Origin of the sequence: Pseudomonas sp. GL-B-19, from assembly GCF_019956415.1 — a bacterium.
Taxonomy (GTDB): domain Bacteria; phylum Pseudomonadota; class Gammaproteobacteria; order Pseudomonadales; family Pseudomonadaceae; genus Aquipseudomonas.
Map to the genome: position 1 here is coordinate 199,671 of NZ_JAHBDK010000053.1, position 16,526 is coordinate 216,196.

Annotated in this window: 4 protein-coding genes; 1 reads left to right on the top strand and 3 read right to left on the bottom strand. The window is 61.9% G+C overall.

All coding sequences use genetic code 11. From position 1 onward, the window contains the following. Nucleotides 1–91 precede the first annotated feature (91 nt). The gene (locus KGB06_RS21380; RefSeq protein WP_223519284.1) at nt 92–13,075 is read left to right on the top strand and encodes a non-ribosomal peptide synthetase; all 12,984 of its coding nucleotides are present in this window, start codon (nt 92–94) and stop codon (nt 13,073–13,075) included. Nucleotides 13,076–13,134: 59 nt separating this feature from the next. Here KGB06_RS21380 and dsbG read toward each other — a convergent pair whose 3' ends face one another. From dsbG to dsbD, 3 genes are read right to left on the bottom strand one after another with little or no spacing between them, the layout of a single operon-like run. Next, nucleotides 13,135–13,905, bottom strand: coding sequence for a thiol:disulfide interchange protein DsbG (gene dsbG / locus KGB06_RS21385; protein WP_223519286.1), 771 nt, complete (start codon nt 13,903–13,905; stop codon nt 13,135–13,137). After that, nucleotides 13,881–14,747: a TlpA disulfide reductase family protein gene (locus tag KGB06_RS21390; protein ID WP_223519288.1), complete on the bottom strand. Its 867-nt coding sequence runs from the start codon at nt 14,745–14,747 to the stop codon at nt 13,881–13,883. Before KGB06_RS21390 ends, dsbG begins: the two co-directional genes overlap by 25 nt. Beyond that, a complete protein-coding gene (dsbD, locus tag KGB06_RS21395; protein ID WP_223519290.1) occupies nt 14,747–16,480 on the bottom strand; it encodes a protein-disulfide reductase DsbD in 1,734 nt (577 codons plus the stop codon). The genes KGB06_RS21390 and dsbD overlap by 1 nt, the downstream gene beginning before the upstream one ends. Between the last annotated feature and the right edge of the window lie 46 nt (nt 16,481–16,526).

A 16,526-nucleotide genomic window follows, 5' to 3' on the forward strand; every position in this document is an offset into this window, starting at 1 on the left:
GTCGGCGAAAACCGCGTCCTGCACGCCTACCCATGGGCGTGACGTTAGAAAACCGATTCCACTTGCAAGCCGAAATCAGGCAGGAAACCTCATGACCGACGCGTTCGAACTCCCAAGCACTCTGGTCCAAGCCCTCCAGCGCCGCGCGGCCCTGACGCCGGATCGGGTCGCCTTGCGTTTTCTCGCCGACACCCCGGATCAGGCTGTTGTACTCAGCTATCGCGAGCTGGATCAGCGCGCGCGAATCATTGCCGGTGCGTTGCAGGCCCAGGCGGAATTTGGCGATCGCGCGGTGCTGCTGTTTCCCAGTGGCCCGGATTATGTTGCCGCGTTTTTTGGCTGTTTGTATGCGGGGGTGATCGCAGTGCCGGCCTATCCGCCGGAGTCGGCCAAACGTCACCACCAGAAGCGTCTGCTGTCGATCATCAGCGATGCCGCGCCGTGCGTGCTGCTGACCAGCGTTGATCTGCGCGACGCATTGAAGCAGATTGAAGACGCGCCGTTGCTGCTCTGCGTCGACACCCTCGATGCGCAGTGGGCGAATCGCTGGATCGAGCCGAACCTCGAAGACGACCACATTGCCTTCCTGCAATACACCTCCGGTTCCACCGCGCTGCCCAAAGGCGTGCAAGTCAGCCACGGCAACCTGGTGGCCAATGAACTGTTGATTCGCCACGGCTTTGGCATCGATCTGAACCCCGATGACGTGATCGTCAGCTGGCTGCCGCTGTACCACGACATGGGGCTGATCGGTGGTCTGTTGCAACCGATTTTCAGCGGTGTGCCATGTGTGTTGATGTCGCCAGCGTACTTCCTCGGTCGGCCATTGCGCTGGCTGGAAGCGATCAGCGAGTACGGCGGCACCATCAGTGGCGGGCCGGATTTTGCCTATCGTCTGTGCAGCGAACGCGTCAGCGAGTCGGCCCTGGAGCGGCTCGACCTGAGAGGCTGGCGTGTGGCGTATTCCGGTTCCGAACCGATTCGCCTCGACACCCTGGAAGGCTTCGTCGAGAAATTCGCGCCGTGTGGTTTTACTCCGGACAGTTTCATGGCGTCTTACGGGCTGGCCGAAGCGACGTTGTTCGTTGCCGGTAGTCCTCGCGGGCAAGGCATTGGCAACCTGCGCGTGGACGATCAAGCCTTGGCACAAAACCTGGCGGAGTCGGGCGAGGGCCGCGCGGTCATGAGTTGTGGCATTAGCCAGCCGGACCACGCGGTGCTGATTGTCGATCCTGTCGCGCTCACTGAACGGGCCGACAATGCCGTCGGTGAAGTCTGGGCCAGCGGGCCGAGCATTGCCCTCGGCTATTGGCGTAACCCCGAGGCCAGCGCCAAGACTTTCGTGCAGCACGACGGCCAGACCTGGCTGCGCACCGGAGACCTGGGCTTTATGCGCGACGGTGAACTGTTCATCACCGGACGCCTGAAAGACATGCTGATCGTTCGCGGACACAACCTTTATCCGCAGGACATCGAACAGACCATCGAGCGTGAAGTGGACGTGGTGCGCAAAGGTCGTGTCGCCGTCTTCGCGGTGCACAACGACGGCCAGGAAGGCATTGGCATCGCCGCCGAAATCAGCCGCAGCGTACAGAAAATCCTGCCCCCCGAAGCGCTGATCAACGCCATCCGCCAAGCTGTGGCCGAGGCCTTTCAGGAAGCGCCGAGCGTGGTGGTACTGCTCAATCCAGGCGCGTTGCCCAAGACCTCCAGCGGCAAGTTGCAACGCTCGGCGTGCCGCAATCGCCTGGCGGACGGTAGTCTCGACAGCTATGCACTGTTTCCGTCAGCGCTCACCGAACGTGAAGGAAAGTCCGAGTCGGCGTCTGAATTGCAAACACTGATCGGCCAGATCTGGTGCGAACAATTGCAGGTCAAGCAGATCAATGCAGACGACCACTTCTTCCTGCTCGGCGGCAACTCCATCGCCGCCACCCAAGTGGTCGCGCGTCTGCGCGAAGCCCTCGGTCTGGAGCTGAACCTGCGCCTGCTGTTCGAAGCGCCGACCCTGGGCGCATTTGCTGTCGCTGTGGCTCAGCAGCAACAGGATGGCGGCGTGGCCCAAGGGGCGATCACCCCGTTGTCGCGCACCGAAGCCATGCCGCAATCGCTGGCGCAAAACCGCCTGTGGATCACCTGGCAACTCGACCCGCACAGCAGCGCCTACAACATACCGGGTGCGTTGCGTTTGCGCGGCGAGCTGGATGAACACGCGCTGCGCGCCAGCTTCCAGCAGCTGATCGAGCGCCACGAATCCCTGCGCACGCGGTTCTTCGAGCGCGACGGCGTGGCGCTGCAACAGGTGGATGCCGCCGCTGAGTTCATCCTGCAAGTGATCGACATCAGCGACCTGCCCGCTACCGAGCGTGAAACCCGCGCAGAGCAAATCCGTGAAGATGAAGCCCGTACTCAGTTCGATCTGGAGAAAGGCCCGCTGCTGTGGGTGACCCTGGTGCGCCTCGCTGACGAGGAGCATCAATTGCTGGTAACGATGCACCACATCATCGCCGACGGTTGGTCGTTGAACGTGCTGATCGATGAGTTCTCGCGCTTCTACTCCGCCGCATCCCAAGGACAAACAGCAGCGCCTGCGGCATTGCCGATCCGGTACGCCGACTACGGCAGTTGGCAGCGCCAATGGCTGGCGCAAGGCGAGGGCGAGCGTCAGTTGGCTTACTGGAAAGCCCGGTTGGGCGATGAGCACCCGACCCTAAGCCTGGCCACCGACCATCCGCGTTCGGCGCAGCACACGCATGGCGCTGCCCGTCATTCCGTCAAGCTGGACGCGACCTTGAGCGATGCCATTCGCCAGACCGCGCAGGCTCATGAATCGACACCGTTCATGCTGTTGCTTGCCGCGTTCCAGAGTCTGTTGCACCGCTACAGTGGCCAGCGCGACATCCGCATCGGTGTGCCGAATGCCAACCGTCCACGTCTGGACACACAAGGGTTGATCGGTTTCTTCATCAACACTCAGGTGATGCGCACCGAGGTGGATTCGCGGCAGCCTTTCGCTGAGTTGTTGGCGCAAGCCCGTCAGAGCGCATTGGGCGCCCAGGCGCATCAAGACCTGCCCTTTGAACAACTGGTCGAAGCGTTCCCGCAAGCCCGTGAACAAGGCCTGTTCCAGGTCATGTTCAACCACCAGCAACGGGATTTGAGCGCATTGCGCCGTCTGCCGGGATTACTTGCCGAAGAGCTGCCGTGGCACAGCCGCGAAGCCAAGTTCGACCTGCAACTGCACAGCGAAGAAGATCAGATTGGGCGCCTCAGCCTGTCCTTCGACTACGCCAGCGAACTGTTTGACGCGGCGACCATCGAGCGTCTGGCCGAACACTTCAGCAACCTGTTGCGCGCCATTTGCGAACAACCCGACACCGCCATCGGTGACCTGCCACTGCTGACCCCGAAGGAACTCGACCAGCAAACAGCCTGGAGCGAGGCGCCTTGCATGCCAGCCGGCCAATGGCTGCCGCAACTGCTCAACGAACAGGCACGCCTGTTGCCTGAACGCACCGCCCTGATGTGGGACGGTGGCTCCATGGACTTCGCCGACCTGCACACCCAGGCCAACCGCCTCGCTCATTACCTGCGCGACAAAGGCGTCGGCCCGGACGTGTGCGTGGCCATCGCGGCCGAGCGTTCGCCGCAACTGTTGATCGGCCTGCTGGCGATCATCAAGGCCGGTGGCGCGTACGTGCCGCTGGACCCGGACTACCCGGCCGACCGCCTGGCCTACATGCTCAGCGATAGCGGTGTCGAATTGCTGCTGACCCAAACCGCACTGCTCGAGCGTTGGCCGGCCGCCAATGGCGTCAGCGTAATTGCCATGGACGCGCTCAATCTCGACCGTTGGCCAAGCCATGCGCCGGGACTGCATGTGCACGGTGACAACCTCGCCTACGTGATTTACACCTCGGGCTCCACCGGCCAACCCAAGGGTGTCGGCAACACCCACGCGGCGCTTGCCGAGCGGCTGCAATGGATGCAGAACACCTATCGCCTGAACGACACCGATGTGCTGATGCAAAAGGCGCCGATCAGTTTCGACGTATCGGTGTGGGAATGCTTCTGGCCGTTGATCACCGGCGCACGTTTGCTGATTGCCGGCCCCGGCGAACACCGTGATCCGCATCGCATTGCGCAGCTTGTTCAAGAGCACGGCGTCACCACGCTGCACTTTGTACCGCCGCTGCTTTCGTTGTTCACCGACGAACCGCTCACCGCGCAATGCACCAGCCTGCGCCGTGTGTTCTCCGGTGGCGAAGCCTTACCGGCGGAACTGCGCAACCGCGTGCTGGAACAGTTGCCCGCTGTGCAACTGCACAACCGTTATGGCCCGACCGAAACCGCGATCAACGTCACCCATTGGCATTGCACCACGGCCGATGGCGAGCGCTCGCCAATTGGCCGTCCGTTGGGAAATGTCATTTGTCACGTTCTCGACAGCGACCTCAATCCTGTACCTGCGGGCGTACCCGGCGAGCTGTGCATCAGCGGTATCGGCTTGGCGCGCGGCTATCTGGGCCGTCCGGGCCTGACCGCCGAACGTTTTGTCGTCGATCCGCTGGGCGAGCAGGGCGCGCGTCTGTACCGCACCGGCGACCGCGCGCGCTGGACCGCTGATGGCGTGATCGAATACCTCGGTCGCCTCGATCAGCAGGTCAAACTGCGCGGTTTCCGTGTTGAGCCACAAGAAATCGAAGCGCGGTTGCTGGCGCAGCATGGCGTCGCGCAAGCCGTGGTGCTGGTGCACGAGACGGTGGTGGGCAGGCAGTTGATCGGCTACTACACCGCCACTGAAACCAGCGAAACCGAGGACGCTCAAACCGCACGCCTGAACACCACGCTGGCGGCTGAGCTGCCCGAATACATGGTGCCGGTGCAGTTGATGCGATTGGCCCAAATGCCCCTGAGCCCGAGCGGCAAGCTCGACCGCCGCGCGTTGCCCGAGCCACAATGGCAAGTACGTGAACACGTCGAACCGGTTACTGCACTGGAGCAACAGATCGCCAGCATCTGGCGCGAAGTGTTGGGCCAGGCTCAAATCGGTCTACGCGATGACTTCTTCGCCCTCGGCGGCCATTCGTTGCTGGCCACGCAAATCATCTCCCGCACCCGCCAGGCCTGCGACGTCGAGTTGTCGCTGCGTGCGCTGTTCGAAAACAGTGAGCTGGGCGCCTTCGCCGAGCAGGTTCGGCTGATTCAAGTCAGCGGCAAGACCAACCAACTGCCACCGATAGACAAAGTCGACCGCAGCCAGCCGGTGCCGCTGTCCTATTCCCAGCAGCGCATGTGGTTCCTCTGGCAGATGGAGCCGGACAGCCCCGCGTACAACGTGGGAGGCATGGCGCGGCTGCGCGGGGTGCTCGATGTCGGGCGTTTTGAGGCCGCGTTGCAAGCGCTGATCATGCGTCACGAAACCCTGCGCACCACGTTCCCGAGCGTCGATGGCGTAGCCCGGCAACAGGTCCATGCGCAAACAGGCCTGCGCATGGAGTGGAAGGATTTTTCGGCACTGGCTGGCGAAGTCCGCGAGCAACGAGTCCAGCAACTGGCTGACGACGAGGCGCATACACCTTTCGATCTGGAAACCGGCCCTTTGCTGCGCGCCTGCCTGGTCAAGACCTCCGGGCACGAACATTACCTGGTGCTGACCCTGCACCACATCGTCACCGAAGGCTGGGCGATGGACATTTTCGCCCGCGAACTGAGCGCGCTCTACGAAGCCTTTGTCGATGACCGCGAATCACCGCTGGCGCCGCTGCCAGTGCAGTATCTGGATTACAGCGTCTGGCAGCGTCAATGGCTGGAGTCCGGCGAACGTCAGCGCCAGCTTGACTACTGGACCGCGCAACTGGGCCGTGAACACCCGCTACTGGAATTGCCGGCGGACCGTCCGCGTCCACCCGTGCAAAGTCATCAGGGCGAACTGTTCCGTTTTGACCTGAGCGATGACCTCGCTGTACGAATCCGCGCCTTCAATGCGCAAAACGGTCTGACCCTGTTCATGACCATGACTGCCGCGCTGGCCGTGCTGCTTTACCGCTACAGCGGCCAGACTGACCTGCGCATCGGTGCTCCAGTGGCCAACCGGATTCGCCCGGAAAGCGAAGGGTTGATCGGTGCCTTCCTCAACACCCAAGTACTGCGTTGCCGGCTCGACGGGCAGATGTCCGTCGGTGAATTGTTCGCGCAGGTGCGCCACACGGTGATCGAAGGCCAGTCCCATCAGGACCTGCCGTTTGATCATCTGGTGGAAGCGTTGCAGCCACCGCGTAGCGCGGCTTACAACCCGTTGTTCCAGGTGATGTGCAATGTGCAGCGCTGGGAGTTTCAGCAGAGCCGCACCCTGGCTGGCATGACCGTCGAGTATCTGGCCAATGATGCGCGAGCAACCAAGTTTGACCTCAATCTGGAAGTCACCGATCTCGATCATCGCCTCGGTTGCTGCCTGACCTACAGCACTGATCTGTTCGATGAACCACGCATTGCGCGTATGGCCGGGCACTGGCGCAATTTGCTGGAAGCGCTGCTGGCCGACCCGCAACAGCGCCTCAGTGAACTGCCTTTGCTGGACACCAGCGAACAGCAAACACTGCTCGATAGCCTCGGCATCGAGCCGGGTGAGCATCGCCTCGACCAGTGCATTCATCACCTGTTCAGCGAGCAGGCGCTGGCGCGCAAAGACGCGCCAGCCCTGACCTTTACCGGGCAAACCCTGAGCTACGCCGAACTCGACAGCCGCGCCAATCAACTGGCCTGGATGCTCCGCGAGCGCGGCGTCGGTCCGCAGGTGCGCGTTGGTCTGGCGCTTGAGCGGTCGCTGGAAATGGTCATCGGCCTGCTGGCAATCCTCAAGGCCGGCGGCGCCTATGTGCCGCTGGACCCGGAATATCCGCTGGACCGTTTGCATTACATGATCGAAGACAGCGGCATCGGTGTGTTGCTCAGCGATGCGACGATGTTCGAAGCCCTTGGTGAGTTGCCGACAACGGTCGCTCGTTGGTGCCTGGAAGAGGACACTGTCGGGCTGGCCAATTACCCGACCACCGAGCTGCCGTTTATCAGCCTGCCGCAGCATCAGGCCTATCTGATTTACACCTCCGGCTCCACCGGCAAACCGAAAGGTGTGGTGGTGTCTCACGGCGAGATCGCCATGCATTGCCAAGCGGTCATTCAACGCTTCGGCATGCGCCCGGACGACTGCGAGCTGCATTTTTATTCGATCAACTTCGACGCCGCGACCGAGCGTTTGCTGGTGCCCCTGTTGAGCGGCGCGCAAGTGGTTTTGCGGGCGCAAGGGCAGTGGGATGCGCAAGAAATCTGCGGTTTGATTCGTCGACACAACATCAACATCCTCGGCTTCACCCCAAGCTACGGCAGCCAATTGGCGCAATGGCTGGCGACCCAGGGCGAAACCCTGCCGGTGCGCATGTGTATCACCGGCGGCGAGGCCCTGACCGGCGAACACCTGGCGCGCATCCGCGCCGCGTTCAAGCCGGGCCTGTTTTTCAACGCTTACGGTCCGACGGAAACCGTGGTCATGCCACTGGCCAGTCTCGCGCCCGAACAGCTGGAAGAAGGCTTGGGCAGCGTGCCGATTGGCAGCGTGATTGGCGCGCGGGTGGCGTACATTCTCGATGCGGATCTGGCCCTCGTACCGCAAGGGGCGATCGGCGAGTTGTACGTCGGCGGCGCCGGTCTGGCGCAAGGTTATCACCAGCGTCCGGGCATGACGGCCGAGCGTTTCATCGCCGACCCTTTCGCCGTGGATGGCGGGCGTATTTACTGCACCGGCGACCTGGTGCGCCAACGGGCCGATGGGCTGGTGGAATACCTCGGACGCATCGACCATCAAGTGAAGATTCGCGGTTTCCGCATCGAATTGGGCGAGATCGAAACCCGCCTGCTGGAACATGCATCGATCCGTGAAGCAGTGGTGCTGGCGCTTGATGCGCCGAGCGGCAAACAACTGGTGGGCTATCTGGTTACCGAGGTGGCGGAACAGGACGAAGCGCAACAAGCCACACTGCGCGAAGCCCTCAAGACGCACCTCAAATCACAACTGCCGGATTACATGGTGCCGACGCACCTGATCCTGCTGGCCAGCATGCCGCTGACCGCCAACGGAAAACTGGACCGCCGTGCATTGCCGGCGCCGGATCCGGAGCTGAACCGTCAGCACTATGTGGCGCCAAGCAATGCGCTTGAACTGACCCTGGCCGCGATCTGGTGCGAAGTGCTGAACGTCGCGCAGGTCGGCCTTAACGACAACTTCTTCGAGCTGGGCGGCGATTCGATTCTGTCGATCCAGGTGGTTAGCCGGGCGCGGCAGCAGGGCATCCATTTCAGCCCGCGTGACTTGTTCCAGCACCAGACCGTGCAGACCCTGGCCGCTGTCGCGACGCGTACTGAACAGGTCAGCGCCGAGCAAGGCTTGCTCGCCGGCGAGTCGCGTTTGACGCCGATTCAGCATTGGTTCTTCGATACCGACATCCCCGAGCGCCAACACTGGAACCAGGCGTTGCTGCTGGAACCGACCGTGGCGCTGGAGCCCCATCGCCTGGAGCAAGCGTTGCTGGCGGTGATCGAGCAGCATGACGCCTTGCGCCTGCGTTTCACCGAAGTAGCCGGGCAATGGCGGGCCGAACACCAACCGGTGTCCGACACCGAGTTGTTGTGGCAAGTGCGCGTGCCGGCCATGGACCAGTGCGAAGCGTTGTTTGCCGATGCCCAGCGCAGCCTCGACCTCGAAACGGGGCCGTTGCTGCGTGCGTTGCTGGTCGATGGCCCCGAGGGGCAACAACGGCTGTTGATCGCCATTCACCACTTGGTGGTCGACGGTGTTTCGTGGCGGGTACTGCTGGACGATCTGCAAACGGTTTACCGTCAACTGGAGGCCAGGCAAGCGGTCAATCTGCCGGCCAAAACCAGTGCCTTCAAGGACTGGGCGGCACGTTTGCAGGCGTACGCCGGCAGCGAGTCCCTGCGTGAAGAATTGAACGGGTGGCAGTCGCAACTGGCCGGGCCTGATGTCGCGCTGCCGTGCGATTGTCCCGATGGCGGCCGGCAGAATCGCCATGCACAAACCGTCAGTGTGCGCCTCGATGCAGAGCGCACACGGCAATTGCTGCAACAGGCCCCGAGTGCTTACCGCACGCAGGTCAACGACCTGTTGCTGACGGCGCTGGCCCGCGTGGTGTGTCGCTGGAGCGGCGATGAATCGGCACTGATTCAACTGGAAGGTCACGGCCGCGAAGCCCTGTTCGACGAGATCGACCTGACCCGCACCGTGGGCTGGTTCACCAGCGCCTACCCGCTGCGGCTGACCCCGTTGGACGGGCAGGGCGCCTCGATCAAGGCGATCAAGGAACAACTGCGCGCCGTGCCGCATAAAGGCTTGGGTTATGGCGTGCTGCGTTATCTGGCCGACGACTTGTGCCGCCAGACCATGGCGGCGTTGCCGGTCGCACCGATCACCTTCAACTACCTCGGTCAGTTCGACCAGAGCTTCGGTGCGCAGGCCTTGTTCCGACCGCTCGATGAGCCGGTCGGCGCGGCCCACGATCCGCACGCGCCGCTACCCAATGAGCTGAGCATCGACAGTCAGGTCTATGGCGGTGAACTGGTGCTGCGCTGGACCTTCAGCGCCGAACGCCACGCCCCGCAAGCCATCGCTGATTTGGTCGATGCTTATCTGTGCGAACTGCAAGGCCTGATCGAGCATTGCCTGCAAGACGATACGGGCGGCCCGACGCCGTCGGACTTCCCGCTGGCGAACCTGACCCAGGCGCAACTCGATGCATTGCCGGTTCCGGCAGCCGTGATCGAAGACATCTACCCGCTGACACCGATGCAGGAAGGGATGCTGCTGCACACCTTGCTGGAGCCGGGCACCGGGCTCTATTACATGCAGGACCGTTACCGCATCAACAGCGAACTCGATCCGCAGCGCTTCGCCCAGGCCTGGCAAGCAGTGATCGCCCGTCACGAAGCCCTGCGCGCGTCGTTCTGCTGGAACGTCGGCGAAGACATGCTGCAAGTGATCCACAAACCGGGCAGCACGCCAATCGAGTACCTCGACTGGAGCGCGATGGCCGAATCCGAGCAAGAACCGACCTTGCAGGACTTGCTGAAAAGTGAACGCGAAACCGGCTTTGATCTGCTCAATCAAGCACCGTTCCACTTGCGCCTGATTAAGGTCGGCGCGGCGCGTTACTGGTTCATGATGAGCAACCACCACATCCTGATCGATGCCTGGTGCCGCTCGTTGCTGATGAACGATTTCTTCGACATCTACACTGCCCTCGGCGAGGGACGCGAAGCGCAATTGGCCGTGCCACCGCGTTACCGCGACTACATCGGCTGGCTGCAACGCCAGATCCTGGCCGAAGCACGGCAGTGGTGGAAAACCAACCTGCAAGGCTTCGAACGGACCACGCCGATTCCGAGCGATCGACCGTTCCTGCGCGAACACGCCGGCGAAAGCGGCGGCATGATCGTCGGCGACCGCTACACCAGGCTTGATGCCCGTGACGGTGCGCAGCTGCGTGAACTGGCGCAGGCACATCAACTGACCATCAACACCTTCGCCCAAGCGGCGTGGGCGCTGGTGCTGCGGCGCTTGAGCGGTGATCGCGACGTGCTGTTCGGCGTCACCGTGGCCGGGCGTCCGGTGGACATGCCGCAGATGCAGCGCACGGTCGGGCTGTTCATCAACAGCATTGCGCTGCGGGTGAAAATGCCCGAGGACGGTCAGCGTTGCAGCGTCCGCCAATGGCTCAGCGCTTTGCTCGACAGCAACATGCAGCTGCGCGAGTACGAATACCTGCCGCTGGTGAGCATTCAGGAAAACAGCGAACTGCCTAAAGGGCTGCCGCTGTTCGACAGCCTCTTTGTCTTTGAAAACGCCCCGGTGGAAGTGTCGGTGCTGGACCGGGCACAAAGCCTCAACGCGACCTCTGATTCGGGCCGCACCCACACCAACTTCCCGCTAACGGCGGTGTGCTATCCGGGCGATGACCTCGGCTTGCACCTGTCTTACGACCAGCGCTACTTCGATGAGTCGACCATCGAACGAATGCTCGGTGAGTTCAAGCGTTTGCTGCTGGCGCTGGTCGAAGGGTTCCATGGCGACATGGCCGATTTGCCGCTGCTGGGTGCCGAGGAGCAGGACTTCCTGGTCCATGACTGCAATCAGAGCGAACACGAATACCCGCTGGAGCAAAGCTACGTTGCGTTGTTTGAAGCTCAGGTGACTGAGCATCCGCAGCGGATAGCCGCTAGTTGCCTGGATCAGCAATACAGCTACGTTGAGCTGAACCAGCGCAGTAACCGCCTTGGTCACGCCCTGATCGCCGCCGGTGTCGGGCTGGATCAACCGGTGGCGTTGCTGGCCGAACGTAATCTCGATTTGCTGGGCATGATCATCGGCAGCTTCAAGGCGGGGGCGGGTTATTTGCCGCTGGACCCAGGCCTGCCGAGCCAGCGCCTGAGCCGGATCATCGAATTGAGCCGCACGCCGTTGCTGGTGTGCACTCAGGCCTGCCGCGAACAAGCGCTGGCGTTGCTGGACGAGTTCGCTTGCGCCCAGCGGCCCAGGTTATTGGTCTGGGAAGAGGTGCAGGCTAGCGCCGTTTCGGTGGCTAATCCAGGCATCTACAGCGGGCCGGATAATCTCGCCTACGTGATCTACACCTCGGGCTCCACCGGTTTGCCCAAGGGCGTGATGGTCGAGCAGCGCGGCATGCTCAATAACCAGTTGAGCAAGGTGCCGTACCTGAATCTGAGTGATAACGATGTGATCGCTCAGACGGCTTCGCAAAGCTTCGATATATCGGTCTGGCAGTTCCTTGCCGCGCCGTTGTTCGGTGCGCGGGTAGACATCGTGCCGAACGCCATCGCCCATGATCCACAAGGCCTGTTGGCGCACGTTTCGGCGCAGGGCATTACTGTGCTGGAGAGCGTGCCATCGTTGATTCAAGGCATGCTCGCCCAGGAGCGCATGAGTCTGGACGGCCTGTGCTGGATGCTGCCGACTGGCGAAGCGATGCCGCCGGAAGTCGCGCATCAATGGCTGCTGCGTTACCCGGAAATCGGCTTGGTGAATGCCTATGGCCCGGCGGAATGTTCGGATGATGTGGCGTTCTTCCGCGTCGATCTGGCCTCGACGCGCGGCAGCTATTTGCCGATTGGTACGCCGACCGACAACAACCGTTTGTACCTGCTCGATGGCGCGCTGGAACTGGTGCCGTTGGGCGTGGTGGGCGAGTTGTGCGTGGCAGGCACCGGGGTCGGACGCGGGTATGTCAGCGATCCGCTGCGCACGGCGCAAGTGTTTGTGCCGAACCCGTTTGGCGCGCCGGGGGATCGACTGTATCGCACCGGCGACCTGGCCCGTCGGCGCAGTGATGGTGTATTGGAATACGTCGGGCGTATCGACCATCAAGTGAAGATTCGCGGTTACCGCATCGAACTGGGGGAAATCGAAGCGCGCCTGCACGAACAGCCGGAAGTCCGCGAAGCGGCGGTGGGTGTGCAGGACGGGGTGAACGGCAAGCACCTGGTCGGCTATTTGGTAGCGGCCAATTCTGCGCTCAATCCGACCGAACGCCTGGAGCGGATCAAGCAACAACTGCGCGCCGAGCTGCCGGAATACATGGTGCCGTTGCACTGGTTGTGGCTGGATCGCCTGCCGCTCAACGCCAACGGCAAACTCGATCGCAAGGCGTTGCCAGCGCTGGGGATAGGCCAGTTGCAAAGTCAGGATTATCTGGCGCCACGCAATGAGCTGGAGCAGACGTTGGCGGATATCTGGGCGCAGGTTCTGAAGGTCGAGAAGGTCGGTGTGCGCGACAATTTCTTCGAACTGGGCGGGCATTCATTGCTGGCGACGCAGATTGCATCGCGGGTGCAGAAAGCGCTGCAACGTGATGTGCCGCTGCGGGCGATGTTTGAATGCAGCACGGTGGCGGAGCTGGCTGAGTACATCGAAGGGTTGGTGGCGAGTGACATCACCGAGGAGAAGGTGGATCGGCTGAATGACCTGATGGCAGCTTTGGAGGGGCTCTAAATATCTAGCGTCTGTACTGGCCCCTCCGGGCGGCGTTCCGACGAAGGGGCCGGTAAGGCCTACTTCGGCCCGAGAATCTTCGCCAACTTGTCCGGCGAAGGCGCGCCTTGCTGCTGTTGCAGCTCGCCCTTGTCATCCATGTAGAAAATCGCCGGGGTTGCCTGCAACTCCAGGTCTTCCATCAACTGCATGTTCGCCGCCAGTTTCATCTGAATCGCCGGCGGCACCTCCTTGAGGGCCTTGAGCGAACTCTCCTTGCCAGCCTTTTCGTGTTCTTCCAGCGCTTTGCCCGGGTCTTTGGCCGCCAGCAACGCAGCCGATTTGCCTGGACTGTCTTCGCGAATGATCCCGACCATGATGTGCCGCAATTGCACCTTGCCGGCCTTCACCCACGGCCGCGCCTGTTCCCAGAACACGTTGCAATAAGGGCAGTTCGGATCGCTGAACAGATACACCACACGCGGGGCATCTTTTTTGCCATCACCGATCCAGTTGCTGGCTTCCATCTTGCCCCAGACTTCCTTGGACATTGGCGCGTAAACCAGTTTCTGCAACGGTGCGGTGGTCAGGTCTTTGCCGTCGGCATCGTAGAGGTTGCCGAGCAACACATGTTTGCCATCCGGGGTCAGGTACAGCGCCATGCCACGGTTCTGGTATTGCGCTGCATAACCGCGCAAGCCGTCGGGTGCATCGAACTGGCCGACGATTTTCGCGCCCTTGGCTTCGATCTTCTTGATCGCTTCAGGCAGTTCTTCAGCGGCCTGTACCGACGGCAGGTGCAGCAGGGCTGCGCACAGGGGCAGCGTCAGCAGGTGGCGGAGGCGGGGCATGGCAGTTTCCTTGAAGAGGGGGACGGTGTGGCAGAAGTAGGGGTGTCGAAGTTTTCCAGGGCGCGGGCCAGGCTGGCTTGCGAGAGTTCGCCCAAATGGCTGCCCAGCAGGCGACCGTCATTGCTATAGAACAGCGTAGTCGGCAACGCCATCGAACCCACGGCCTGACTCAAACGACCGCCGCCATCGAACAGCACGTTGGTCAGGCTCAGGCCCTGGGTTTCGAGAAAGGTGGCAACGCTTTGCATGCTTTCGGCCTGATTGACGAACAGGAACGTCAGGTCTGGCCGGTGTTGCTGGGCATTTTCCAGTACCGGCATTTCTCGACGGCACGGCGGGCACCAGGTGGCCCAGAGATTGATCACCAGCGGACCGCCCTGGTAATCGGCCAGTTGCACGGTTTCACCGGCGGCATTGCGCAAGGTGATTTCCGGCAGGCGCGTGCCTTGTTCGTAAATGCCCAGGGAGACGGTCGCCAGTAGCCAGAACGCCAGACCGCTGCCCACGCCGAATCCTAGTGGCCGGCGCAAACCCGGACGACGCCAGCCGCGATACAACGCCGCGAGCAGCAACACGATCACCCCCGGCCAGGCGAGAAAGCCACCGTCGCGCAGGTCGATGATTTGCCACGGATCGTTGCGATAGTGCGCCCAGTAAACGGCGACGAAACTGACCCGGGCTGCCAGCATGCCCATCAGGAACAGGCTGAACAGCACCGACTCGGGGTTCTCGCCACCCCGCTTGGCCACCCGCCAGCCGACAAACGTCGCCAGCGCCAGGGCGCTGATCAGCAGCAGATGGTTAAGCGCGATGGCAAAGGTGCCGAGGGTGAAAGTCAGCATTAACGGGCGTCTCGGGTAGTGGTCCAGCGTTGCAGGAAGGTGTCGGCATCGACCTCGCCGGTGATGCGCTGGCTGCGACGCTCTTCGCCGTCGGCGCCGATCCACAGAAAACTCGGTGGCCCCGGCACTTTATAACGGCCGAGCAGGTCGCGGCTGGCGGCATTGTCGGCGGTGACATCCAGCCGGAGCAAGCGCACATCGCTCAACGCTTGCATCACGTTGGCTTTGCCGAAGACCTGTTTTTCCATGACTTTGCACGAGACGCACCAGTCGGCGTAGTAATCCAGCAGCACCCACTGGCCCTGAGCCTTGGCCGCGTCCAGTTCCCGTTGTAGCGCTTGCGGGTCTTTGATCGTGGTGAAGGCTTCGTGGCCGACAGGTGCGGCGGCACTGGCCGTGTTTGTACCGCGATAGACCTGCAGTGGTTGAAACAAATCGTCGCTACCGCCCGCTGCACCGATTACCAACAGACTGCCCCACAAACCCAACAGCCATGAGCTGGCGCCGAACACGTGCGCCGTACGACCAAAACCGCTGGACTGCAGCCAGGCGCTGTAAGCCGCCATCAACAGCAATGCGCCGCACAAACCGATCCACAGCGATTCATTAAACACCGGGCGCAACATCAGTAACGCCGTGGCGAGGAACAGGAAACCGAAGATTCCTTTGAGCAGATTCATCCACGCACCGGGTTTGGGCAAGAAGCGGTTGCCGATGGTTACCAGCAGCAACAACGGCACACCGATGCCGATGCCCATGGCGAACAGAATCAACCCGCCATGCAGCGCATTACCGCTTTGCGCGATGTAGAGCAGGGCACCGGCCAACGGCGCGGTCATGCACGGACCCACCAGCAAACCGGACAATGCGCCCAGCGCACCAGCGCCAACCAGGCTGCCGCCACGCTGATTGCGCGACACGTTTTCCAGGCGGTCGCGCACGGCCACCGGCAATTGCAGCTCGAAGAAACCGAACATCGGCAACGCCAACAGCACAAACACTGCCGCGAAACTGCCTAGCAGCCACGGGTTTTGCAGCAGCGCTTGCAGGTTCGCACCCAGCAACGCGGCCAACACGCCCATCGCCGCATACACCAGCGCCATGCTCACCACGTAGCTGCCCGCCAGGGCAAACCCACGTTTAGGCGTGGCGCCGCTGCCAACAACCAAGCCGGCCAGAATTGGCAGCATTGGCAACGAACAAGGCGTGAACGCCAGCAGCAGACCCAAACCGAAAAACACCAGCAAACTCCAGCCCAGCGCCCGTTGTTGCAGGTCGCTGGCCAGGGTTTGATCCGGTGCTTCGTTGGCGGCGACCGTGACGTCGCCGCCCAAATCCACCACCTGCGTTTGCGGCGGGTAGCACAAGCCGGCATCGGCGCAGCCCTGGAAACCCACCTTTATCTGACCGGTCGCACCCGCCGGGATCTTCAGTTCCAGGCCCTGGCGGTAAACCTGTTGTTCGCCGAAAAACTCGTCGCTGTGTGCTTCGCCTTCTGGCAAGGCGGGATGCTGTTCAGCAGGCAATCCATCGAATTTCAGGCGCTTCTGATAAAGGTAATAACCGTCGGTAATCTGCCAATAGAGCTGTGTTTCACCGGATTCAAGGCGTTCAGAGGTAAACACGAACGCCTTTTCCACCGGCAAAAATTCAGGTTTGGTATCGAACGGATTGGTCCCTGCCTGGGCCAGACCCGAGATCAAGAGGACAAAAAATAGAAACAGACGACGCATGGGTGAGCCTTATCCCTGTGCAGGTGAGGTGCACAATGGGAGGCGG

Coding starts and splice junctions, on each gene's coding strand:
- KGB06_RS21380 (WP_223519284.1), top strand. CDS start 92: ATGACCGACGCGTTCGAACTCCCAAGCACTCTGGTCCAAGCCCTCCAG.
- KGB06_RS21390 (WP_223519288.1), bottom strand. CDS start 14,747: ATGCTGACTTTCACCCTCGGCACCTTTGCCATCGCGCTTAACCATCTG.
- dsbG (WP_223519286.1), bottom strand. CDS start 13,905: ATGCCCCGCCTCCGCCACCTGCTGACGCTGCCCCTGTGCGCAGCCCTG.
- dsbD (WP_223519290.1), bottom strand. CDS start 16,480: ATGCGTCGTCTGTTTCTATTTTTTGTCCTCTTGATCTCGGGTCTGGCC.